Source organism: Streptomyces niveiscabiei, assembly GCF_033794345.1.
Classification (GTDB): Bacteria; Actinomycetota; Actinomycetes; order Streptomycetales; family Streptomycetaceae; genus Streptomyces; species Streptomyces niveiscabiei.
In genome coordinates, this window is record NZ_JARAYJ010000001.1 from 104,594 (window position 1) to 126,040 (window position 21,447).

A 21,447-nucleotide genomic window follows, 5' to 3' on the forward strand; every position below is an offset into this window, starting at 1 on the left:
GAACTCCCGGCCACGACCTGAGAGACCGTGACCCGCCGGGCCAACGAGAGGAACCCCTCCCGTGCCTGCCTCCCGCTCCTCGCTCGCCCGCCGCACCCTCGTCGCGGCAACCGCCCTTCCCCTGCTGACCCTTGCCGCCTGCGGTTACGGCTCCGAGTCCAAGGACACCTCCTCGGAGCAGAAGGTCGCCGCCGGGGCGGAGAAGATCGACGGCCTCGACTCCGTCAAGATCGGCTACTTCGGCAACCTGACCCACGGCACCGCGCTGGTGGGCGTGCAGAAGGGCTTCTTCCAGAAGGCGCTGGGCGCCACCAAGGCGTCGTACGCGACCTTCAACGCGGGCCCGTCGGAGATCGAGGCGCTCAACGCCGGTTCGATCGACATCGGTTGGATCGGCCCCTCCCCCGCCATCAACGGCTACACCAAGTCGGACGGCAAGAGCCTGCGGATCATCGGCGGTTCGGCGTCCGGCGGGGTCAAGCTGGTCGTGAACCCGGCGAAGATCAAGACGGTCGCGGACGTCAAGGGCAAGAAGATCGCCACCCCGCAGCTCGGCAACACGCAGGACGTGGCGTTCCTCAACTGGATCGCCGAGCAGGGCTGGAAGGTCGACGCGCAGAGCGGCAAGGGTGACGTGTCCGTCGTCCGCACCGACAACAAGGTGACGCCGGACGCCTACAAGTCCGGTTCCATCGACGGCGCGTGGGTGCCGGAGCCGACCGCGTCGAAGCTGGTCGCCGAGGGTGCGAAGGTGCTGCTCGACGAGGCGTCGCTGTGGCCGGACAAGAAGTTCGTGATCACGAACATCATCGTGTCGCAGAAGTTCCTCACCGAGCACCCGAAGGCCGTCGAGGCGGTGCTGAAGGCGTCGGTCGACACCAACAAGTGGATCAACGCGAACCCGGCCGAGGCGAAGGCCGCCGCCAACGCCCAGTTGAAGATCGACTCGGGCAAGGCGCTCCCGACGAACGTCCTCGACCCGGCGTGGGCGTCGATCCAGTTCACCGACGACCCGCTGGCCGCCACCCTCAACACCGAGGCCGAGCACGCGGTCAAGGCGGGCCTGCTCGCCAAGCCGAAGCTGGACGGCATCTACGACCTGACGCTCCTGAACAAGGTGCTGAAAGCCGAGGGCGCCACCGCGGTCGCCGACGCCGGTCTCGGCGTCAAGTAAGCCCGGATTCCCCCGAGTTCCCAGGAGGTGACGATCATGGCAACCGCTCTCGCCAAGGCCGCCGACGCCGAGTCGGTGGAGCACGCGGCCCGTATCGAGCACGTCTCGAAGTCCTTCGCCGGACCCGCCGGGCAGCAGCTCGTCCTGGACGACATCACGCTGGATGTCGCGCCGGGCGAGTTCGTCACCCTCCTGGGGGCCTCGGGCTGCGGCAAGTCGACCCTGCTCAACCTGGTGGCGGGCCTCGACAGGCCCTCCGCCGGCACCATCACGACCGACGGGCGCCCGGCTCTGATGTTCCAGGAGCACGCCCTGTTCCCGTGGCTCACCGCGGGCAAGAACATCGAACTCGCCCTGAAACTCAGGGGAGTTCCGAAGAGCGAGCGCCGCACGCGCGCCGAGGAACTGCTGGAGCTGGTCCGGCTGAAGGGGTCGTACGGCAAGCGCGTCCACGAACTCTCCGGCGGTATGCGCCAGCGTGTCGCGATGGCCCGCGCGCTCGCCCAGGACAGCCAACTCCTGCTGATGGACGAGCCGTTCGCCGCGCTCGACGCCATCACCCGGGACGTCCTGCACGACGAACTGACCCGGATCTGGGCCGAGACGGGCGTGTCCGTCCTGTTCGTCACGCACAACGTGCGCGAGGCGGTGCGGCTCGCGCAGCGCGTCGTCCTGCTGTCGTCGCGGCCGGGTCGCGTCGAGCGCGAGTGGCGGGTGGACATCCCGCAGCCGCGCCGGATCGAGGACGCCCCGGTGGCCGAACTGTCCCTGGAGATCACCGAAGTACTGCGTGGGGAGATCCGCCGTCATGGCCAGCACTGACACCAAGGAGAGCACCGGTCTTGGCGGTCTGGAGGCGGGACTCGACGCGCTGGAGTCGACCGCGTCGAGCCGTACGCCGTTCCTCGTCACCTTCCGGACGAAGATCCTGCCGCCGATCGTCGCCGTCGTCCTGGTGGTCCTCGTCTGGCAGGCGCTGATCACCTTCAAGGTCGTCGACGACCCGACGAAGCTGCCCTCGCCGTCCGACGTGGGCGCGGAGTTCAAGAGCGCCTGGCTGGAGGGGCGCCTCCTGGACTACATCTGGACCAGCGTCTCGCGCGGCCTGCTCGGCTTCCTCTTCGCGCTCGCCATCGGCACCCCGCTCGGACTCCTCGTGGCGCGGGTGAAGTTCGTGCGCGCCGCGATCGGGCCGATCCTGTCCGGGCTCCAGTCGCTGCCGTCGGTGGCGTGGGTGCCGCCGGCCGTGATCTGGCTGGGCCTGAACAACTCGATGATGTACGCGGTGATCCTGCTCGGCGCGGTCCCGTCCATCGCCAACGGCCTGGTGTCCGGTATCGACCAGGTGCCGCCGCTGTTCCTGCGGGCCGGCCGCACGATGGGCGCGACGGGGCTGAAGGGCGCCTGGCACATCGTCATGCCGGCCGCCCTGCCCGGCTACCTGGCGGGCCTCAAGCAGGGGTGGGCGTTCTCCTGGCGGTCGCTGATGGCCGCCGAGATCATCGCCTCCTCGCCCGATCTCGGCATCGGGCTCGGCGCGTTGCTGGAGAACGGCCGCAACGCCAGTTCCATGGCGATGGTGTTCGAGGCGATCGTCCTCATCCTGTTCGTCGGCATCGCCATCGACCTGCTGATCTTCAGCCCGCTGGAGCGGTGGGTGCTGCGCAGCCGGGGCCTGCTGGTGAGGAACTGAACTCCCATGCCGGTACTCCTCGTTGTCGCTCACGGCAGCCGCGATCCGCGGCACGCGGCGACCGTCCACGCGCTGGTGCGGCGCGTGCGGTCGCTGCGGCCGGGGCTGCGCGTGGAGACCGGCTTCCTCGACTTCAACTCCCCCGCTGTTCCTGAGGTGTTGGAGTCGCTGGCGGCCGAAGGCGTACGGGACGTGGTGGCGTTGCCGCTGCTGCTGACCCGTGCCTTCCACGCCAAGGCGGACATCCCGGCGGTGCTCGCGGACGCGCCCGCCTCGCTGCGCATCCGCCAGGCGGCGGTCCTCGGCCCGTCGCCGCTGCTGGTGTCGGCGCTCGAACGCCGCCTGTACGAGGCGGGGTTGACGCCCGCCGACAAGTCCTCGACGGGGGTCGTGCTGGCCTCGGCGGGGTCCACCGACCCGGAGGCGATCGCGGTGATCGCCGACATCGCGCGGGAGTGGTGGCACACCGGTTGGTGCGCCGTGCGACCCGCGTTCGCCTCCGCGGCACTGCCCCGCACCGAGGACGCGGTGCGGGAGCTGCGCGCGCTCGGCTGCCGCCGCGTCGCGGTCGCCCCGTACGTCCTCGCGCCGGGCTTCCTCCCGGACCGGATCGCGCGGGGGGCGGCCGGGGCGGACGTCCTGGCGGAGGTGCTGGGTCCGGCGCCGGAGGTGGCGCGGCTGCTGCTGCGGCGGTACGACGAGGCGGGGGCGCGCCCGGAGCCCCTCGCGATGCTCGCCGCCGGGGTCACCTCGGTGCGTTGAGCCGGGGGTCCCTGCCGCTCTCGGCGAGTGCGCGGTCGAACACCGGGGCGTCGTCGGGGACTTGGACCGGTGCGGCGAAGCCGTCGTACTGCCGGTAGAGGTCGCCGTGCTTGCGGACCGTGTCCAGCACCAGCGCGGCGGTCTCCCGCGACACGCGGAACTCCTGGCCGGTGGCCGTGGCCACGTCCCACCCGTGCAGGACCGTCTCCTTGATCAGCAGCTCGGCGAGTTCGGCGGCGGGCAGGGTGGCGTACCCGAGGTCGATCTCGCCCTCCCAGACGCCGGGTCCTGACCAGGCGGCGAGCGCGCGGTCCAGTTGGGCGGCGTACGCGTCGGCCCAGTCGGGGTCGGCGGTGAAATCGGTTTCTGTGAGTTTCTCCGGGAGCTGGGTGCGCAGGGCGCGGTGCTCCAGGCCGTGGGACGTGTACAGCACCCAGTGGTTGACGAGGGTGCGCAGGTCCCAGTCCCCGCAGTGGGTGGGCCCGTCGAGCCGTGCCGCCGGGACGCCACGGGCGACCCGAGCCGCCTCGGCGGCACAGGCGACCAGGTGAGCATGGGTGTCTTGGTGGGTGGGCGTGCCTTCGGAAGTGGTCATGCACCCCACGCTAGAGACCGTCCGCTCAGCCCTCTTGAACAAACGCGACAAGCTTGAGCAGCTCGTCGACCGGCAGCGAACCGGCCGCGCGCCGCTCGCGCGCGAACTCGTTCGCGAGCCGCTGGAGGAGCGTGTTCAGCGGGGTCGGTACGTCGTGCAGGCGCCCGAGGAGCGCGATCTCACCGTTGAGGTAGTCGGCCTCGATGCTGCCGGTGCCCCGCGCGAGCGACTGCCAGGAGGAGCCGCCCCCGCGCGGAGCGCCCGGCAGCGGAACGAGCGTGATCTTGTCGCCCCGCAGCGCTCGTTCCTCCTCGGTGCCGGTATAAGCGATTCCCGCCGCTTTCAGTACCGCCTCCCCCTCGCCCCGCACCTGCTCCCACAGCGCCGCGATGCCTTCCGAACCGGCCACCGCTTCGAGGGAGTTGGCCAGGTTGGTGAGCAGCTTCGCGTACTGCCAGCGCGTCACGTCGGGGACGACGGGCGCCTCGAACCGCGCCGCTTCGAAGTCCTCGGCGATGCGGTGGGCGGTGGCGTCCGTGCCGTGCGGATAGCGGCCCAGGTGGAGGATGCCGGTCAGCGGGGTGCCGGCGGCCGAGACCACGCCGGGTTCGACGTGCGCGGACGGCAGCCAGACGCAGACGCCGTACACGTGCGTGAAGCGGCGCAGGGCGATGCGCTGGCTCTCCACGCCGTTCTGGGCGCACAGCAGGGGGAGCCGCTCGGCGGCGGTGCCGCCCCCGGCGACCGGCGCGGGGCCCCAGGCGGCGAGGGCGGCCTCGCTGTCCTGTGTCTTGACGGCGAGGATCAGGACGTCGTCGGCGCGCAGTTCGCCGAGCGCCTCGGGTCCGTCGACGACGGGGAGGCGGTACGTCAACTCGCCCTCGGGGACGTGCAGTCGTAGCCCGTTCTCCCGAAGTGCCGTGTGGTGGGCGCCGCGTGCGACCAGGACGACCTCCCGTCCGGCCCCCGCGAGTCGCCCGCCGATCGTGCCGCCGACGGCTCCTGCTCCGATGATGATGTAGCGCATGGGACGAGCGTAGGGTCTGCCGGATGACCGGCGCTTTTCAGGAGACGTTCGTACTCGGCGGTGAACTCCCCGTCCGCCGCCTCGGCTTCGGCACCGCCCAGCTCACCGGCCCCGGCTACTGGGGGCCGCGCGGGGATGCCCGGGAGTCTGTGGCCGTGCTGCGGCGGGCCGTCGAGCGCGGGGTGACGCTGATCGACACGGCGGACAACTACGGGCCCGGTGTCGCCGAGGAGTTGGTGGCCGAGGCGCTGTATCCGTACCCGGCGGGGGTGGTGGTCGCCACCAAGGGCGGGGTCGTGCGGACGAGCGACAGCGCCTGGCACGTGGACGGGCGGCCGGAGCGGCTGCGGGCGATGTGCGAGGCCAGTCTGCGGCGGCTGCGGCTGGAGCGGATCGACCTGTACCAGCTGCACCGGCTCGACCCCGGCGTGCCGATGGCCGAACAGCTCGGCGCGCTGGAGGAGTTGCGGGCGGAGGGGAAGATCCGGCTGGTCGGGCTGGACACGGTGACGCCTGAGCAGCTCGGTGCGGCGCTGGAGTTGACGCGGATCGCGTCCGTCCAGAACCGGTACAACCTCCAGGACCGGTCCTCGCAGCGGCTTCTGACGGTGTGTGAGGAACGCGGGATCGCCTTCCTGCCCTGGTTCCCGCTCGGCAACGGCACGCTCACGACCGACCCGGCGTGCATGGCCGTCGCCGCCGCGCGCGGGGTGAGCGCGGGGCAGGTCGCGCTGGCGTGGCTGCTGCACCGGTCGCCGGTGCTGTGCCCGACGCCGGGGACGGGGTCGCCGGTTCACCTGGAGGAGAACCTGGACGCCGGCCTCGTACGGCTCTCGCGGGAGGAGCTAGCTCGGCTGGGGTGAGGTCAACTCGGCCAGTTTCACCACGGTGTTCCAGTTCCGGCTGGTGGCGACGGTGTCCTTCGTCAGGCGGGGGCGGGCGAGTTGCCCGGCGAGCTTGGAGCGGCCGAGGCCGTCGGGGGCGTAGAGGTAGAGCGCGCGGTCGCCGATGCGGAACTCCTCCGGGAGGAAGGCGGCTTGGTCGATCCCGGCGAAGCGGTCGGCGGTCACGGGGGCGGAGAAGTAGGTGACGTGGAGCTGCTTCGGCTCCAGCTCGGCCGCGGGGAAGGGGCACGCGTCGACGATCGCCTTGAGGTAGGCGTGGTCGCGGACGAGGACGTCGACGGTGAAGCCGAAGCGTTTCTCGATGGCCCGCTCGACAGTGGCGGCGAGGGAAGCATCGTCGCCGTCCGTGGAGAACACCGCCTGCCCGCTCTGGAGATACGTATGGACGTCGCCGTACCCGAGGCCCTCCAGCAGGGCGCGCAGGTCGGCCATGGGGAGCTTGCGGTTGCCGCCCACGTTGATACCGCGCAGGAGGGCCGCGTAGATCGTCGTCATGGGGTCAGGGTAGGGGGCGGTCGGCGCTGGTCACGGCGGCACACCCCCGAGAGGAGCGGGAGCCGACCCCGATGCGTGTAGGGGCCCGCGGTCCTCCCGTGAGGGGAGAGCGCGCGGTCCGTGGGGATGAGTTCGCAGGCCAGGACTTCACCGGCGGGCACGAGGAACGGCTCTTATCCGCGCCATACCTTCGATGCAAAGGCGAGGACAGGGGGTCGTCGCCGAAGCCGAGGGGGATGGCCGGTCATGGGGAAGGCAGACGTGCGGGGCTTCGCGGCCCGCGCAGGCGGCTGGAGCGCCCGCCACCGATGGGCGGCCGTCGGGATCTGGGTGCTGTTCGTCGTCCTGGCGATGGGGCTGGGCTCGGCGATGGGCCGGGCGGACGTCGGCGACGCGGACGACCTGAAGGGCGAGACGCACACCGCCGCCACGATCATCAAGGACTCCGGCATCGAGGAACCGGCCGGTGAGACCGTCCTGTTGCAGGCCAAGGACGGCCGACTCAAGGCCACCGACGCCGAGTTCCGGCAGGCCGTGCAGGCGGTGATCAGCGCCGTCGAGAAGACCGGCCGGGTCACCGACGTCACCTCCCCGTACGACACGGACACGGTCTCCAAGGACGGGCGCAGCGCCCTCGTCCAGTTCGACATGCGCGGCGACGCCGAGACGGCGGGCGAGCGGGTGGAACCGGTGCTGAAAACGGTTGCTGCCGTGCAGGAGCGGTACGCGGACTCGCTGCGGATCGAGGAGATCGGCGCCGCCAGCATGAACAAGACGTTCGACGACGCGTTCGGCGACGACTTCAAGAAGGCCGAGTACTCCGCCGTCCCCGTCGCGCTCGGCATCCTGCTGATCGCGTTCGGCGCGCTGGTCGCGGCGCTGCTGCCGGTGGCGCTCGCGCTCACCGCGATCATGGCGACGATGGGCCTGATGGGCGTCGTCAGCCACCTCCAGCCGATGAGCGACACCGCCGACTCCGTGATGCTGCTGGTGGGGCTCGCCGTCGGCGTCGACTACTGCCTGTTCTACCTGCGCCGCGAGCGCGAGGAGCGCGAGGCCGGACACGATCCGCGGACCGCGCTCAGGATCGCCGCCGCGACCAGCGGACGGGCGATCGTCGTCTCCGGGGTGACGGTGTGCGTCGCGATGGCGGGGATGCTGTTCACGGGGCTCGCCGAGTTCGAGGCGATGGGTCTTGCGTCGCTGATGGTCGTCGCGGTGGCGATGGTCGGGTCGGTGACCGTGCTGCCGGCGCTGCTGTCCCTGCTCGGCGAGCGGGTCGAGAAGGGCCGGGTGCCGTTCCTGCGGCGGCGGTCCAGGCACGGCGGCCCGGGCGGCGGCGAGAACCGGTTCTGGTCGGCCGTCCTGAAGCGGGTCCTGGCCCGGCCGTGGGTCTCCGTGGCCGTCGCGGGCGGCGCGCTCCTCGCGATCGCCGCGCCCGCGCTCGGCATGAAGACCCAGAACCTCACGCTGGAGAAGGAGTTCGGCGACCGGCTGCCCATCGTCCAGACGTACGTCCGGGTCAACGAGGCGTTCCCCGGGGGTACGGCGCCGGCCGAGGTCGTCGTCAAGGCGAAGGACATCTCCGCGCCCGAAGTCCGGTCCGCGCTGGAGGAGTTCAAGGCCGAGGCGGTCTCCTCGGGGGCCTCGCGCGGGCCCGTCGAGATCAAGGTGCACCAGCGGCAGAACCTCGCCTACGTGTACGTCCCGCTGGTCGGCGGGGCCGATCTGGACGCGGCCGGGAAGAGCCTGGTCAAGCTGCGCGACGAGGTCCGTCCGGCAACTCTCGGCAAGGTGCCGGGAGTTCAGGCGCCGGTCGCCGGTGACGTGGCCAGTTCGCACGACTTCAACGAGCAACTCGTGGGCTCCGTTGCGCCCGTGTTCGTCTTCGTCGTCGTCTTCGCCTTCCTGCTGATGCTGGTGTCGTTCCGCTCGCTCACCGTCGCGGTCACCTCGATCGCCCTCAACCTCCTGTCCGTGGGGGCCGCTTACGGGATTCTCGTCGCCGTCTTCCAGCACGGCTGGGGTGCATCGCTGGTGGGCGCGGAAGGGGTCGGGGCGATCGTGACCTGGCTTCCGCTGTTCCTGTTCGTCATCCTCTTCGGGCTCTCGATGGACTACCACGTGTTCGTGGTCTCCCGTATCCGCGAGGCCCGGATGCGGGGGCGGACGACCCTCGACGCGATCACGCACGGCGTCGTCACCACCGCCGGGGTCGTCACCAGCGCCGCCGTCATCATGGTCGCCGTGTTCGCGATCTTCGGGACGCTGTCGATGCAGTCGATGAAGCAGATGGGGGTGGGCCTCGCGGCGGCCGTCCTCATCGACGCGACGATCATCCGGGGCGTGCTGCTGCCGGCGGTGATGGCGCTGCTCGGGGAGCGGAACTGGTATCTGCCGAAGTGGCTGCGCTGGATGCCGGATCTGACGCACGACGAGTCGGCGGAGGCGGTCGTGGGGGCTGCGGGCGGGGAGGAGAGGACGCCGGTGAAGGTGTGAACCGGTAGGCGCCGGGGGCCCGTTGATTCCGGGGGGAGTCGACGGGCCCTCGGCGTTGCCGTCAGGCGTCAGGCGTCAGGCGTCAAGGTGGGCATATTTACACATCTTCACCTCAGCACCTCGAACATCCGCAGCCACTCCCCCGGCGCCACCTCCCCTACGAGCACCCGCGCATCCAGCCCCGCCGCCCGGAACGCCGCATCGACCCGCCGCCTCGGACAGACCCTCCGCAACGAGGCATGCAGCGACCCTCCCACCCCGGAGAACCCCGCCTCGACCAGCCCGACCCACCGCGAGTACGCCGCCGCCTCGACCAGCGGCACGGCCCGCCGCTCGATCCGCACCACCCCCGCGTCCACCCCCGGCACCGGCCGGAACCGGGTCCGCCCCACCCGCCCGACCAGCCGCCACTCGTACCGGGGCCAGCTCCGCACCGTCACCAGCGTCCAACTCCCGTAGTCCCCCGTCCTCTTGCGGGCGTACTCCAGCTGGGTCAGCAGCGTCGCGTCGGCGAGTGCGGGCGCCCGCAGACACCAGTCCACGATCGCCGCCGTACGGGAGAAGGGAACGTTCCCGGCGACGGAGAACGGCGTACGCGGCGCCGGCGCGGCGAGGAAGTCCCCGCCGATCACGGCGACTTGAGGTGCTGCGGCGAACCGTTCGCGCAGCCCGGGCAGCAGCCGGCGATCGATCTCGTACGCCCGCAGCTCGCGGCAGCGCGGTGCGAGATGTTCGGTCAACGCGCCTTTCCCCGCGCCGACTTCGAGCATCAGGGGGACGATCTCACCGCGTGGCACGGCGAGTCGGGCGAGTTGCCGCGCGGCGGCACGGTCCGCGAGGAAGTTCTGGGAGAGCGCGCGTGCGGCAGGGGATGGGCGGGCCATGGCCAACGTCCTTCGTCTTCCGGGTTCTTGGGGAACGGGCAGCCGTGACCCCGACCGGAAGACAGGAGATGGGCACGCCAAGGGGGCACACGCGGACCGCGTGCACCCTGATCAGGCGTACGGAGGAGAAGGACGACCCGGCGGCTCAGCCGTCAGCGGGTGTCGCGCCCCGGACCGGTCAGGGTTCCGGGGAGACGACGCATCCGAATGGAGTACGTGACACCCCGGCCGAGACCGGTGTTGATGATCGCGCAAGTTGCTGCCACGCACCCGACGTTAGGGCCCCCGGGAACCCCGGGCAACGCGTTTTCCGCGGGCCCGCTCAGCGCTGGTAGCGCGCGAGCACCAAGTTGCCGTCCTTCTCCAGGCGTTGGCGGAGTTCGTCGAGGTCGATGGCGCCGCTGTAGTACTCCTGGAGGGCGGGTGTCGCGACCTTGTCCTTCCACTCCGGGTAGCCGCGCACGGACTGCGCGGGCGCGGGGACGAGGTGGCCGACGAGGGCCGTGCCGGTCGCCCAGCCGTGTTCGGTGGTGTGAAGTGCGGGGTCCTGCAAGGCGGTTGTCCCGGTGGGGAGCATCCAGTCGCCGAGGGCGAGGCGGACCATGTTGGGCGGGCGCAGGAGGAAGTCGAGGAAGGCGACGGCTTCCTTCTTGTGGCGGCTGTCGCGCGCGACGGACAGCGTCTGCGGGCTGACCCCCTGGGTGAGTCCGGCGGCACCGGCGGGCGCGGGGAGCACCTGCCACTCGAAGCCTTTGGGTGCCTGCTGGGAGATCTGCTGCCGGTAGGAGAACCCGAGGGGGACCATCGCGTACTTCCCGCCGAAGAACCCGGGCAGCGTGTCCGAACCCCCGCTGCCCAGCGTCGAGTCGGAGGCGCTGTGGTCCACGTCGACCTGGTCGTGGATGGTCCGCGGTACGACCGTGTCGCCCGCGTCCATGCGGATGGTGACCTTCCCGTCGTCCCCTCGGTGGAAGAGCCGCCCGCCCGCCGAGAGGGACAGGTTGAGCGTGGCGGAGACGGGTTCGCGCAGGGGCCAGGCGACGCCGAACCTGCCGTCGCCGCTGAGTTGCCGGGTGATCTGTCTGAACTCCGGCCAGGTCCAGGGCTGTCGGGGCGTGGGGATGCGTACGCCGGATTCGCGCAGCCAGGTCGCGTTGGCGATCAGGACGCGCGGCTCCTGGAGGAACGGGACGCCGTAGATGCCGTCGCCGAACGTCGTCGTCGCCCAACTCCGGTCCGGGATGTCGGACTTGAGGCGGGCGGGGAGCAGGTCGGTCAGGTCGGCGAGGTAGCCGCCGTACGCGAAGTCGGCGAGGTCGTCGGAGGCGTCGTGGATGACGTCGGGGGCGTCGCCGCCCTCGAAGGAGGTGAGGAGCTGGTCGTGGACGCTGTCCCAACTTCCCTGGACGTACTCGACGTCGACGTCGGGGTGGGTGGCGTTCCACTCCTTCACGAGTTCCTTGGTGGCGGCGACGGAGTCGTCCTGCCAGGCGAGGGACTGGAAGCGGAGGGTGATCCGGCCGTCGTCGCGGGAACCGCCGGGGGAACAGGCGGCCAGCAGGACGAGCAGCAGCACGGCGACGGCGCTCAGGGTCCTGGTCCGCATCAGCTCTTCACCGCCCCCGCCAACAGCCCTCCCGTGATCCGGCGTTGGATGAACGCGAAGACGACCAGCGAAGGCAGCGTCGCCAGGAACGAGGCCGCCGCCAGCGGCCCGAGGTCGGCGACCCCCTCCGCCCCGATGAAGTGCGTCAGGATCACCGGCAGTGTCTGCTTCTCCGGCGTCTTCAGCAGCACCAGCGCGAAGAAGAACTCGTTCCACGCGGTGACGAACGCGAACATCGCCGTGGCCGCGATCCCCGGCGCCAGCAGCGGCGCGGTCACCGACACGAGCGTCCGCAGCCGCCCGGCCCCGTCGACGGCCGCGGCCTCCTCCAACTCCCGTGGCACGGCGCGGACATACCCGGTCAGCATCCACAGCGCGAACGGCAGCGCCCACACCACGTACACGATGACGAGCCCGGCGAGCGAGTCGATCAGCCGCAGGTTCTTCAGCACGAGGAACAGCGGGATGATCAGCAGCACGAACGGGAACGCCTGGCTCACGACCACCCACCCGCTCACCGCCCGCGCGAGCTTCGTCCGGCGCCGCGCGAGGACGTACGCCATCGGGGTGGCCACGGCGACGGCGATCAGCGCGGCCGTCGCGGCGACGAGCAGGGAGTTCAACCCGGCGCGCAGCAGGGGCTGTTCGTCGAACGCCTGCCGGAAGTTGTCGAGCGTCGGGTCCCTCGGGATCCACGTCGGGTGCGGACTCCCCAGTTCCCGGGGCGGTTTGAACGCGGTGGACAGCAGCCACAGCAACGGGAAGGCGAGGAACACGAGATACGCGAGCAGCGCGGCGTACTGCGCGGGCCTACCGAGTCTTCTCACGCCTCGTCACCTCCCTTGAGCCGTCCGGCCAGGAACACCGCGAGGCAGACCGCGACGACCGCGACCATCACGCATCCCATCGCCGCCGCGTACCCGAACTGGCCGTAGCGGAAGGCTTCTTCGTAGGCGAACAGCATCGGCAGCCGGGTGCGTCCGCCGGGGCCGCCGCTGGTCAGCACGTAGACCAGGGCGAAGGAGTTGAAGTTCCAGATGAAGTTGAGCGCGGTGATCGCGAGGGCGATCGGGCGCAGCGCGGGCCAGGTGACGGTGAGGAACCGGCGCCAGGCGCCCGCGCCGTCGACCTGGGCGGCCTCGTGGAGTTCACGCGGCGTGTTCTGGAGCCCGGCGAGCAGCGCGACGGTCGTCGTCGGCAGGCCCGCCCACACGCCGACGACGATCACGGCCGGCAGCGCCGTACCGAGTCCGCCGAGCCAGTCCCTGCCGTCGCCCAACCCCAGGTTCCGCAGCGTCTCGTTGAGGATTCCGGCGTCCGGGTGGTACACGAGCCGCCACATGATCCCGACGACGACCTCGGGCATCGCCCACGGCACGATCGCCAGCGCCCTGGCGAGCCAGCCGAAGCGCAGGCCCTGGTTGAGGAGCGAGGCGAGGCCGAGGGCGAGCAGGAACTGCGGGACGGTCACCGCGAACGCCCACACCAGGCCGATGCGGAACGACTCCCAGAACAGGGTGTCGTCCAGCAGGTCACGGAAGTTGAGGCCGCCGATCCACTGCGTGGCCTGCGTGCGCCCCGACTGGGCGTCGGTGAACGCGAGCAGGATCCCGTACAGCAGAGGCCCCACGCTGAGCACCAGGATCGGCACGAGCGCGGGCAGCACCAGGAACCACGCCCCTCGGTCCAGCACACCCTGCCGCACCCTCACACGCCACCCCTTCGCACAGCTCCGACGGGCCCCGCCATGGTCGTGAACCCGCCGACCCCCGTCAAGACACCGCGCGCGGGGGCTCACCAGTGGGAATGCGACACTGGCGGCCTCATGGCCGGATCACGACGGCGGCACGGCCGGGCGGCGTCCCGGGAAGCGGACGCGGTCCGGCGGGACCCCGGGCACGGGGGCCGGCGGCGAGGAGGGTGCGCGGCGGTACTGCGCGCGGGCCCACCGGCGACGACAGGAGAGGCGGCCGAGCGGTCGCCCCACGGCGGAAAGCGGAGGCAGGCGGATGGACGAGGCACGCGCGCGCGAGGTGCTGGCCCTGGCGGAGTTGCCGGGCGCGCCGGACGCGCGGCTGCTCGCGCTCGGGGAGAACGCCGTGTTCGAACTGGGCGGCCTGGTCGTCAAGGTGGGCCGGGACGCCGAGCTGATCGAGCGGGCGCGCCGGGAGACGGCGATCGCCGCCTGGCTCGCGAAGGAGGGTGTCCCGGCGGTCCGCGCGGCCGAGTCGGAGCCGCTGCTGGTCGACGGCCATCCGGTGACCGTGTGGCACCGCCTCCCGGATGCCGTACGTCCCGCCGAGCCCCGCGACCTGGCCGAGCTCCTCCGCCTCGTACACGCCCTGCCCGCGCCCCCGTTCGCCCTGCCCCCGCGCGATCTGCTGTCCGGCGTGGAGCGCTGGCTGCGGCTTGCCGGTTCCGCGATCGACCCGGCGGACGCGGCGTACCTGCGGGAACGGCGTGACAGTTTCGCGGCGTCGGCAGCCGCCCTCACCCCGCACCTCCCGCCGGGCCCCATCCACGGTGACGCCCTCCCCCGCAACGTCCACATCGGCCCAGGTGGCCCGGTCCTGGTCGACCTGGAGACCTTCTCCACCGACCTGCGCGAGCACGACCTCGTCGTGATGGCCCTCTCCCACGACCGCTACGCCCTCCCCACGCCCGCGTACGACGCCTTCACGGCCGCCTACGGCTGGGACGTGCGCGCCTGGTCCGGCTGCGCCGTCCTGCGGGGCGCCCGCGAGACCGCGAGCTGCGCCTGGGTGGCCCAGCACACCCCCACCAACCCCAAGGCCCTGACGGAGTTCACCCGCCGGGTCGCGTCCCTGCGCACGGGCGACGCGTCGGTCCGCTGGTACCCCTTCTGACCGACCACACCCCTCACGCCCCTGTGCCTCTCACGCGTCCTGCGGGACGACCTCCCGCACCGGCCACACCCCGTCCACCACCGCGTCCGCGTCGCCCTTCTTGCGCAGGAACGCCTGGAAGTCGGCGGCCCACTCGGCGTACCACGTGACCTGCCGCCGGTGCAGTTCGCCGACTCCGAGGTCGGCGACCTTGGTGTGCCGCCCCGCTATCGCCCCGGCCAGCCGGGCGGCGGCCAACGCGTCGGCGGAGGCGTCGTGCGCGGCGTCGAGCCGTATGCCGTACTCCGCGCAGACGGCTTCCAGGTTGCGCTTCCCGCGCCGGTACTTCTCGACGTGCCGGTCGATCGTGTACGGGTCGACGACGGGCGCGGGCTCCTCGCCGTCCAGGCGCTCGCGCAGGGACGGCAGTCCGTGCCGCCGCAGCTCCGCGGAGAGCAGGGTGAGGTCGAAGGCGGCGTTGTAGGCGACGACGGGCACCCCGCCGCGCCAGGCGCTCACCAGCGCGTCGGCCACGGCGCCCACGACCTCGTCGGCCGGCCGGCCCTCCGCGCTCGCGCGCTCGCTGCTGATCCCGTGGACGGCGACCGCGTCCGCCGGGATCTCGACCCCCGGGTCGGCGAGCCACTCGCGGCTCCCGCGCACCTCCCCGCCCACGACCTCGATCACGGCCGCGGTGACGATGCGTGCCTCCCGCGGATCCGTCCCCGTCGTCTCCAGGTCGAACCCGATCATCAACTCCTGGTGCCAGGCCATGTCGGCCCCCCTTCTCGGTGGTGCTTTCCCCCAGTGGTCCCCACCTTCGCACGAGCCACTGACAATCGGAGGGCCACCTTCCGCATCCCCCGCCCCGGACACCGCGTTTCAGGACACAGGCCGCGAATCCGCCCAGGCCAGCTCGAACTCCTCGCGGTACGCCGGGAACAGGCCGCTCTCCTCGGTGTCCCCCGCCTTGACGATCCGGTTGCCGCCGCGCAGCACGAGCACCGGCGCCTCCATCCCGCGCATGCCCCGCAGGTACGACTGGACGACGGCGATCCCGTCGGGGCCGTCCCCGTCGACGAGGTAGGCGGTGAAGCGGGGCGTCTCGTCGTACACCTGGATCTGGAACGCCCCGGGGTCGCGCAGCCGGGAGCGGACCCGGCGCATGTGCAGGATGTTCATCTCGACGGCCCGGCTCAGCTCGCCGCGCTTGATGCCGAGTTCCCGCTCGCGCCGCTTGACCGCGCTGGAGGCGGGGTTGATGAACAGCAGCCGTACGCGCCCGCCCGCCTCGGCGAGCCGCACGAGGCGGCGCCCGGAGAAGTTCTGCACGAGCAGGTTGAGCCCGATGCCGATGGCGTCGATCCGGCGCGCGCCCCCGAAGAGGTCCTCGGCGGGGAACTGCCGCATGAGCCGTACGCGGTCGGAGTGGACGGCGACGACGTCGGCGTACCGGTCGCCGACGAGGTCCTCGACGGCGTCGACGGGCAGCCGGCGCGCGGAGGGCACGTCGCCGCTCGTGCCGAGCATCTCCAGCAGGCGCGCGGAGGCGCGTTCGGCCTGGCTCAGCACGTTTCCGGACAGGGCGCGGTTGCGGGAGACGACGTTGCGGGTGACCTCCAGCTCGTCGAGGGCGAGTTCGACGTCGCGCCGTTCGTCGAAGTACGGCTCGAAGCAGGGCCAGTGCTGGACCATCAGCTCGCGCAGCTGCGGGAGCGTCAGGAACGAGATCACGTTGTCGTCGGCGGGGTCGAGGAGGTAGCCCTTGCGGCGGCTGACCTCGCGGACGGCGACCGCGCGCTGCACCCACTCCTGCCCGGCGGGCCCGGCCGCCGCGACGACCCAGTCGTCGCCGTGCACGGGCTCGTACACGGGCCGCAGGACCGCCGACACGACCGCGCGCAGGCGCTGTTCGACGAGGTTCAGCCAGATGTAGGCCCGGCCGGCGCGCTGCGCGCGGGTGCGTACCTCGCGCCAGGCGTCGGCGTCCCAGTCCAGCTCCGGTCCGATGGCCCCCGCGTCCATGGGTCTGGCCAGCGACACCGCGCCGGGCGGGGCGTCCGCCGAGCCGCCCTCGTGACCCTCGTCACCAGGGGGCAGCTCCAGCCCTCCCGAGCCCACCCAAGCACCGCCTTCCGCTCCCCCGAGCCTTCCCGTCCCAACGATCAAGGAAGGGTACTCCGGGAGCGGTCGGCGGTGCAGCCGGATGGACAGGGTCGTTCGCGGCTGCCTCGAATCCATCGCCCTCCGGATGGGGAGGAAGTGAACGGAGTCATGACGGTCGTCCGTCCGTGGGCGAGTTGGAGAACTGGACCGACCCCGGTTCGCCATACCGTCGTACGAGCCACATGTCCGCGACAACCCTGGAAGAGTCGTCCCATGCAGGTCTGGCCTGGACAGGCGTATCCCCTGGGTGCCACGTACGACGGCGCCGGTACGAACTTCGCGCTCTTCACGGAGGCCGCGGACCGAGTGGAGCTGTGTCTGCTGCACGACGACGGCTCGGAGACGGCGGTGGAACTGCGCGAGTCCGACGCGTTCGTCCGGCACGCCTACCTGCCCGGGGTGATGCCCGGCCAGCGCTACGGCTTCCGCGTGCACGGCCCGTACGAGCCCGCGCGCGGGCTGCGCTGCAACTCGGCGAAGCTGCTCCTCGACCCGTACGCGCGCGCGGTCGCCGGTTCGGTGCGCTGGGGCGAGGAGGTGTACGGCTACCACTTCGACGCGCCCGAGGAACGCAACGACCTGGACTCCGCGCCGCACATGATGACGTCGGTCGTGGTGAACCCGTACTTCGACTGGGGCGACGACCGGCCCCCGCGCGTGGACTACCACCACACGGTGATCTACGAGGCCCATGTGAAGGGCCTGACGATGCTCCACCCGGAGCTGCCGCCGGAGCTGCGGGGCACGTACGCGGGGCTCGCGCACCCGGCGGTGATCGGGCATCTGACACGCCTGGGGGTGACGGCCCTCGAACTGATGCCGGTGCACCAGTCGGTGAACGACCACCGGCTCGTGGACCTGGGCCTGAGCAACTACTGGGGCTACAACACGATCGGCTTCTTCGCGCCGCACAACGCGTACGCGTCCTGGGGCGACCGCGGGCAGCAGGTGCTGGAGTTCAAGTCGGCGGTCCGCGCGCTGCACGAGGCGGGCATCGAGGTGATCCTGGACGTCGTCTACAACCACACGGCCGAGGGCAACCACCTGGGGCCCACGCTGTCGTTCCGGGGCATCGACAACGGGAGCTACTACCGGCTCGCGGACGACCGCCGGTACTACACGGACACCACGGGGACGGGGAACTCGCTGCTGATGCGGTCCCCGCACGTCCTCCAGATGATCATGGATTCGCTGCGGTACTGGGTGACCGAGATGCACGTCGACGGGTTCCGTTTCGACCTCGCGGCGACCCTGGCGCGGCAGTTCCACGAGGTGGACCGGCTGTCGTCGTTCTTCGACCTGGTGCAGCAGGACCCGGTGGTCTCGCAGGTGAAGCTGATCGCGGAGCCCTGGGACGTCGGCGAGGGCGGCTACCAGGTGGGCAACTTCCCGCCGCTGTGGACCGAGTGGAACGGCAAGTACCGCGACACCGTGCGGGACCTGTGGCGCGGTGAGCCGCGCACGCTCGCGGAGTTCGCGGGCCGGCTGACCGGCTCCTCCGACCTCTACCAGGACGACGGGCGCCGCCCGCTGGCCTCCGTCAACTTCGTGACCTGCCACGACGGTTTCACGCTGCGCGACCTCGTGTCGTACGACGAGAAGCACAACGAGGCCAACGCGGAGGGCAACCGGGACGGCGAGAGCCACAACCGGTCCTGGAACTGCGGGGCCGAGGGCGACACGGACGACCCCGAGGTGCTGCGCCTGCGCGCGCGCCAGACCCGCAACTTCATCGCGACGCTGATGCTCTCCCAGGGCGTGCCGATGCTCAGTCACGGCGACGAGTTCGGGCGCACCCAGCGCGGCAACAACAACGCGTACTGCCAGGACGGCGAGCTGTCGTGGGTGCACTGGCCGGACCCGGAGGCGGACGACCCGCAGGACGACGACCTGCTCGCCTTCACGCGCGCGCTGGTGTGGCTGCGCCGGGAGCACCCGGTCTTCCGGCGCCGGCGCTTCTTCCACGGCCGGCCCGTGGAGGGCACTCACGACGACCTCTCCGACATTGCCTGGTTCACCCCGGAGGGCCGCGAGATGACCGACCGGGACTGGACCTCGGCGACCGCCTCCGCGCTCACGGTGTTCCTCAACGGGCACGCCATCTCCGAGCCCGGTCCGCGCGGCGAGCGCATCACCGACGACTCGTTCCTCCTCATGTTCAACCCCTCCCCGACCCCGCTGGACTTCGTGGTCCCCGTGGACCACGGCCCCCGCTGGCACCTCACCGTCGACACCGCCCACCCCACTCCGCCGCCCTCCGGGACCGGCCTCAAGGTGTCGGCGGGCGACCACCTGCGCCTGCTGGACCGGAGCGTGGTGGTCCTTCAACGCCCGGCGTAGCCCACGGGTTCCCGGGGGCCCGGTACGGAACCCCGCTCCCCCGGGTACCAACCCCTGCATGACCCCTCGACACCCCACAGCCACCTACCGGCTCCAGCTCCAGCCGGCGTTCACCTTCGCGGACGCGGCACAGGCCGTCCCCCACCTGGCCTCCCTGGGGGTGTCGCACCTCCACCTGTCGCCGGTCCTGGAGGCGGTGCCGGGTTCGGCGCACGGCTACGACGTCGTCGACCCCGCGCGCGTACGGGGCGAACTGGGCGGCGAGGAGGGGCTGAGGGCGCTGGCCCACGCCGCGCGGGCGCACGGTCTCGGACTGGTCGCGGACGTCGTGCCGAACCACATGGCGATGGCGCCGCGGCACAACCGCGCGCTGTGGGAGGTGCTGCGGGAGGGCCCGGCGTCCCCGTACGCGCGCTGGTTCGACGTCGACTGGGAGGCGCAGGGCGGCCGGATGCTCGTCCCGGTCCTCGGGGGTCCGCTGGGCGACGAGCTGGAGCGGCTGCGGGTCGAGGACGGGACGCTGCGGTACTACGACCACGTCCTCCCCCTGCGCGCGGGGACGGCCGGACTGCCGCTGCCGGAGCTGCTGGACGCCCAGTGGTACCGGCCGGTGTGGTGGCGGCTGGCGCGCACGGAGCTGAACTACCGGCGGTTCTTCAGCATCTCGGAGCTGATCGGGGTGCGGGTGGAGGACCCGGAGGTCTTCGAGGCCACCCACGCGACCCTGCTGCGTCTGCTGGCCGACGGCGTCCTGGACGGCCTGCGCGTGGACCACCCCGACGGCCTCGCCGACCCGGACGCCTACCTGGAGCGGCTGCACCGGGCGACGGGCGGGCGCTGGACGGTCGTCGAGAAGATCCTCTCGGCCGGCGAACGCCTCCCGGACTCCTGGCCGGTGGCCGGGACGACCGGCTACGACGCCCTGCGGCACGTGGACGGCCTTTTCACGGACCCGGTGGGGTACTCCGGCCTCCTGGCCGCGTACGGCCGTCTGACGGGCGCTCAGGCCGATCGGGGCGGCGACTGGGCGGCGACCGTCCGGCGGGCCGCGTACACGACCCTCACCCACGAACTCGCCGCCGAGCTCGACCGCCTGACCCGCACGGCCGTCCGCGCCTGCGCCGCCTCCCCCGACCCCGCCGCCCTCGACCGGGCCCCCTGGGCCCTGCGCACGGCGCTCACGGAACTCCTGGTCCGCATGGAGGTCTACCGCCCCTACCCCGCGTCCGACCCGGCGTCCGTCCTCACCGAGGAGGCCGCCCGGCAGGCCCGCGCCGCGTTCGCGGTCCCGGAGGAGGCGGGCGCGGTGGACGTCGTACGGAACCTCCTCCTGGGCACCGCCGCGTACGGCGCCGAACTGCGTACCCGGTTCGCGCAGACCTCGTCCGCGCTGCGCGCCAAGTCCGTGGAGGACACGGCGTTCTACCGGTACGTGCCCCTGCTGTCGGCGACGGAGGTGGGCGGCGATCCCGGCGCCCCGGCCGTGTCGCCGGACGCGTTCCACGCGTACTGCGCGCGCGTGCAGCGCGACTGGCCGACCGGCGGGACGGTCGTCTCGACGCACGACACGAAGCGCAGTGCCGATGTCCGCGCGGCGCTCGCGGTCCTGACCGAGTGCCCCGAGCGGTGGGCCGGACTCGTCGCCCAGCTCCCCGCGTTCGAGGACCCGCAGCTGGCGTGGGCGGCCTGGCAGACGGTCTTCGGCCTCGGTCCCGCCGACCCCGCGCGCCTGCGCGAGGCGCTGCTGAAGCACGTCCGGGAAGCGGGCCTGCGCACGAGCTGGACGGAGCGCGACGCGGCGTACGAGGAGGCGGTGGAGGCGTTCGCCGAGGCAGGCCCGGCGGGCGCGGAACGGGTGCTGGCCGTCCGCCGCGACCTCGCCCCGCACATCCGGGCGAACGTCCTCGCGACCGCCCTGGTGCACCTGACGATGCCGGGCGTGCCGGACGTCTACCAGGGCACCGAGAGCGAGTACCTGGCCCTGGTGGACCCCGACAACCGACGCCCGGCACGCTTCCCGGCGCCCCTTCCCGACGGAGAAGCCGCCCCCGGCGCAACGGCCGCCCACGACGAGAGGGCCGTTCCCGACGAGAAAGCCGCCCTCACGGCCGCCGCCCTGCGCCTGCGCCGACGCCGGCCCGAGGTGTTCGGCGCGTCGGCGACCTACACGCCGCTGCCCGCGCGCGGGGAGGCGGCCGGCCACTGTCTGGCGTACGCGCGCTCCGGCGCGGTGGTCGCCGCCGTGACGCGGCTGTCGCTGCGGCTGGCCGAGGCGGGCGGCTGGCGGGGGACGGTGCTGCCGCTGCCGCCGGGGCGGTGGGCCGACGTCCTGGGGGACGGGCGGGTGTTCGAGGGGCACGCGCGCGTGGGGGACGTTTTCGGCCGTCTGCCGGTGGCCCTGCTGGAGCGGGCCGAGGAGGGGGCGGGCGGGGCGTGACCCGGGTCCGGTCCGGCG

Annotated in this window: 18 protein-coding genes; 9 read left to right on the forward strand and 9 right to left on the reverse strand. The window is 72.1% G+C overall.

The window, feature by feature from the left end:
- Window positions 1-61 precede the first annotated feature (61 nt).
- Genes PV682_RS00420 through PV682_RS00435 form a run of 4 tightly spaced genes read left to right on the forward strand, consistent with a single transcriptional unit; the run spans window position 62 to window position 3,629 of the window.
- On the forward strand, window positions 62-1,174 hold the full coding sequence (locus tag PV682_RS00420; protein ID WP_319722736.1) for an aliphatic sulfonate ABC transporter substrate-binding protein: 1,113 nt from the start codon (window positions 62-64) through the stop codon (window positions 1,172-1,174).
- Window positions 1,175-1,210: 36 nt separating this feature from the next.
- Window positions 1,211-1,996 carry an ABC transporter ATP-binding protein gene (locus PV682_RS00425; protein ID WP_319722738.1) on the forward strand — a complete coding sequence of 262 codons (786 nt, stop codon included), beginning with the start codon at window positions 1,211-1,213 and terminating at the stop codon, window positions 1,994-1,996.
- Window positions 1,983-2,867, forward strand: a complete 885-nt coding sequence (locus PV682_RS00430; RefSeq protein WP_319722740.1) for an ABC transporter permease — start codon at window positions 1,983-1,985, stop codon at window positions 2,865-2,867. The genes PV682_RS00425 and PV682_RS00430 overlap by 14 nt, the downstream gene beginning before the upstream one ends.
- A gap of 6 nt (window positions 2,868-2,873) precedes the next feature.
- Window positions 2,874-3,629, forward strand: a complete 756-nt coding sequence (locus tag PV682_RS00435; RefSeq protein WP_319722742.1) for a sirohydrochlorin chelatase — start codon at window positions 2,874-2,876, stop codon at window positions 3,627-3,629.
- Here the strand turns inward: PV682_RS00435 and PV682_RS00440 are convergent.
- Window positions 3,613-4,224: a TIGR03086 family metal-binding protein gene (locus tag PV682_RS00440; RefSeq protein WP_319722744.1), complete on the reverse strand. Its 612-nt coding sequence runs from the start codon at window positions 4,222-4,224 to the stop codon at window positions 3,613-3,615. The genes PV682_RS00435 and PV682_RS00440 overlap by 17 nt on opposite strands.
- Window positions 4,225-4,249: 25 nt before the next feature.
- On the reverse strand, window positions 4,250-5,251 hold the full coding sequence (locus PV682_RS00445; protein WP_319722746.1) for a ketopantoate reductase family protein: 1,002 nt from the start codon (window positions 5,249-5,251) through the stop codon (window positions 4,250-4,252).
- Between the two features lie 23 nt (window positions 5,252-5,274).
- Between PV682_RS00445 and PV682_RS00450 the strand changes: the two genes are divergently transcribed.
- Window positions 5,275-6,114: an aldo/keto reductase gene (locus tag PV682_RS00450; protein ID WP_319722748.1), complete on the forward strand. Its 840-nt coding sequence runs from the start codon at window positions 5,275-5,277 to the stop codon at window positions 6,112-6,114.
- Here the strand turns inward: PV682_RS00450 and PV682_RS00455 are convergent.
- Window positions 6,097-6,651, reverse strand: a complete 555-nt coding sequence (locus PV682_RS00455; RefSeq protein ID WP_319722749.1) for a DUF1697 domain-containing protein — start codon at window positions 6,649-6,651, stop codon at window positions 6,097-6,099. The genes PV682_RS00450 and PV682_RS00455 overlap by 18 nt on opposite strands.
- 246 nt (window positions 6,652-6,897) lie before the next feature.
- Here PV682_RS00455 and PV682_RS00460 point away from each other — a divergent pair, with 246 nt between their 5' ends.
- A complete protein-coding gene (locus PV682_RS00460; RefSeq protein WP_319722750.1) occupies window positions 6,898-9,150 on the forward strand; it encodes an MMPL family transporter in 2,253 nt (750 codons plus the stop codon).
- 107 nt (window positions 9,151-9,257) lie between these two features.
- Here the strand turns inward: PV682_RS00460 and erm are convergent, their stop codons facing one another.
- The 4 genes from erm to PV682_RS00480 all read right to left on the reverse strand — a co-directional run bounded on the left by erm (window position 9,258) and on the right by PV682_RS00480 (window position 13,351).
- On the reverse strand, window positions 9,258-10,034 hold the full coding sequence (gene erm, locus PV682_RS00465) for an ErmE/ErmH/ErmO/ErmR family 23S rRNA (adenine(2058)-N(6))-methyltransferase (protein ID WP_319722751.1): 777 nt from the start codon (window positions 10,032-10,034) through the stop codon (window positions 9,258-9,260).
- 322 nt (window positions 10,035-10,356) lie between these two features.
- The gene (locus PV682_RS00470; protein WP_319722754.1) at window positions 10,357-11,640 is read right to left on the reverse strand and encodes an ABC transporter substrate-binding protein; all 1,284 of its coding nucleotides are present in this window, start codon (window positions 11,638-11,640) and stop codon (window positions 10,357-10,359) included.
- Window positions 11,640-12,467: a carbohydrate ABC transporter permease gene (locus PV682_RS00475; protein ID WP_319722756.1), complete on the reverse strand. Its 828-nt coding sequence runs from the start codon at window positions 12,465-12,467 to the stop codon at window positions 11,640-11,642. The genes PV682_RS00470 and PV682_RS00475 overlap by 1 nt, the downstream gene beginning before the upstream one ends.
- Window positions 12,464-13,351: a carbohydrate ABC transporter permease gene (locus tag PV682_RS00480; RefSeq protein ID WP_055722393.1), complete on the reverse strand. Its 888-nt coding sequence runs from the start codon at window positions 13,349-13,351 to the stop codon at window positions 12,464-12,466. Before PV682_RS00480 ends, PV682_RS00475 begins: the two co-directional genes overlap by 4 nt.
- Window positions 13,352-13,649: 298 nt before the next feature.
- Between PV682_RS00480 and PV682_RS00485 the strand changes: the two genes are divergently transcribed.
- Window positions 13,650-14,507 (forward strand): phosphotransferase enzyme family protein, encoded by an 858-nt coding sequence (locus PV682_RS00485; protein WP_319722759.1) that lies wholly within the window; start codon window positions 13,650-13,652, stop codon window positions 14,505-14,507.
- A gap of 30 nt (window positions 14,508-14,537) precedes the next feature.
- On the opposite strand, the gene PV682_RS00490 is transcribed toward PV682_RS00485, so the two are convergent.
- Together PV682_RS00490 and PV682_RS00495 are read right to left on the reverse strand one after the other, a co-directional pair.
- Window positions 14,538-15,260 (reverse strand): 3'-5' exonuclease, encoded by a 723-nt coding sequence (locus tag PV682_RS00490; RefSeq protein WP_319722761.1) that lies wholly within the window; start codon window positions 15,258-15,260, stop codon window positions 14,538-14,540.
- A 108-nt stretch (window positions 15,261-15,368) separates the two neighbouring features.
- Window positions 15,369-16,607 (reverse strand): SAV2148 family HEPN domain-containing protein, encoded by a 1,239-nt coding sequence (locus PV682_RS00495; protein WP_319722763.1) that lies wholly within the window; start codon window positions 16,605-16,607, stop codon window positions 15,369-15,371.
- Window positions 16,608-16,865: 258 nt separating this feature from the next.
- Here PV682_RS00495 and glgX point away from each other — a divergent pair, with 258 nt between their 5' ends.
- Both glgX and treY read left to right on the forward strand, forming a co-directional pair.
- Window positions 16,866-18,992 (forward strand): glycogen debranching protein GlgX, encoded by a 2,127-nt coding sequence (glgX, locus tag PV682_RS00500; RefSeq protein WP_319722765.1) that lies wholly within the window; start codon window positions 16,866-16,868, stop codon window positions 18,990-18,992.
- 58 nt (window positions 18,993-19,050) lie between these two features.
- Window positions 19,051-21,429 carry a malto-oligosyltrehalose synthase gene (gene treY, locus PV682_RS00505; protein WP_319722767.1) on the forward strand — a complete coding sequence of 793 codons (2,379 nt, stop codon included), beginning with the start codon at window positions 19,051-19,053 and terminating at the stop codon, window positions 21,427-21,429.
- Window positions 21,430-21,447 lie beyond the last annotated feature (18 nt).

What these genes read in the sequence shown, in the direction of transcription:
- PV682_RS00425 (WP_319722738.1), top strand. Translation starts at nt 1,211, where the DNA reads ATGGCAACCGCTCTCGCCAAGGCCGCCGACGCCGAGTCGGTGGAGCAC.
- PV682_RS00430 (WP_319722740.1), top strand. Translation starts at nt 1,983, where the DNA reads ATGGCCAGCACTGACACCAAGGAGAGCACCGGTCTTGGCGGTCTGGAG.
- PV682_RS00435 (WP_319722742.1), top strand. Translation starts at nt 2,874, where the DNA reads ATGCCGGTACTCCTCGTTGTCGCTCACGGCAGCCGCGATCCGCGGCAC.
- PV682_RS00440 (WP_319722744.1), bottom strand. Translation starts at nt 4,224, where the DNA reads ATGACCACTTCCGAAGGCACGCCCACCCACCAAGACACCCATGCTCAC.
- PV682_RS00445 (WP_319722746.1), bottom strand. Translation starts at nt 5,251, where the DNA reads ATGCGCTACATCATCATCGGAGCAGGAGCCGTCGGCGGCACGATCGGC.
- PV682_RS00450 (WP_319722748.1), top strand. Translation starts at nt 5,275, where the DNA reads ATGACCGGCGCTTTTCAGGAGACGTTCGTACTCGGCGGTGAACTCCCC.
- PV682_RS00455 (WP_319722749.1), bottom strand. Translation starts at nt 6,651, where the DNA reads ATGACGACGATCTACGCGGCCCTCCTGCGCGGTATCAACGTGGGCGGC.
- PV682_RS00460 (WP_319722750.1), top strand. Translation starts at nt 6,898, where the DNA reads ATGGGGAAGGCAGACGTGCGGGGCTTCGCGGCCCGCGCAGGCGGCTGG.
- erm (WP_319722751.1), bottom strand. Translation starts at nt 10,034, where the DNA reads ATGGCCCGCCCATCCCCTGCCGCACGCGCGCTCTCCCAGAACTTCCTC.
- PV682_RS00470 (WP_319722754.1), bottom strand. Translation starts at nt 11,640, where the DNA reads ATGCGGACCAGGACCCTGAGCGCCGTCGCCGTGCTGCTGCTCGTCCTG.
- PV682_RS00485 (WP_319722759.1), top strand. Translation starts at nt 13,650, where the DNA reads ATGGACGAGGCACGCGCGCGCGAGGTGCTGGCCCTGGCGGAGTTGCCG.
- PV682_RS00490 (WP_319722761.1), bottom strand. Translation starts at nt 15,260, where the DNA reads ATGGCCTGGCACCAGGAGTTGATGATCGGGTTCGACCTGGAGACGACG.
- glgX (WP_319722765.1), top strand. Translation starts at nt 16,866, where the DNA reads ATGCAGGTCTGGCCTGGACAGGCGTATCCCCTGGGTGCCACGTACGAC.
- treY (WP_319722767.1), top strand. Translation starts at nt 19,051, where the DNA reads ATGACCCCTCGACACCCCACAGCCACCTACCGGCTCCAGCTCCAGCCG.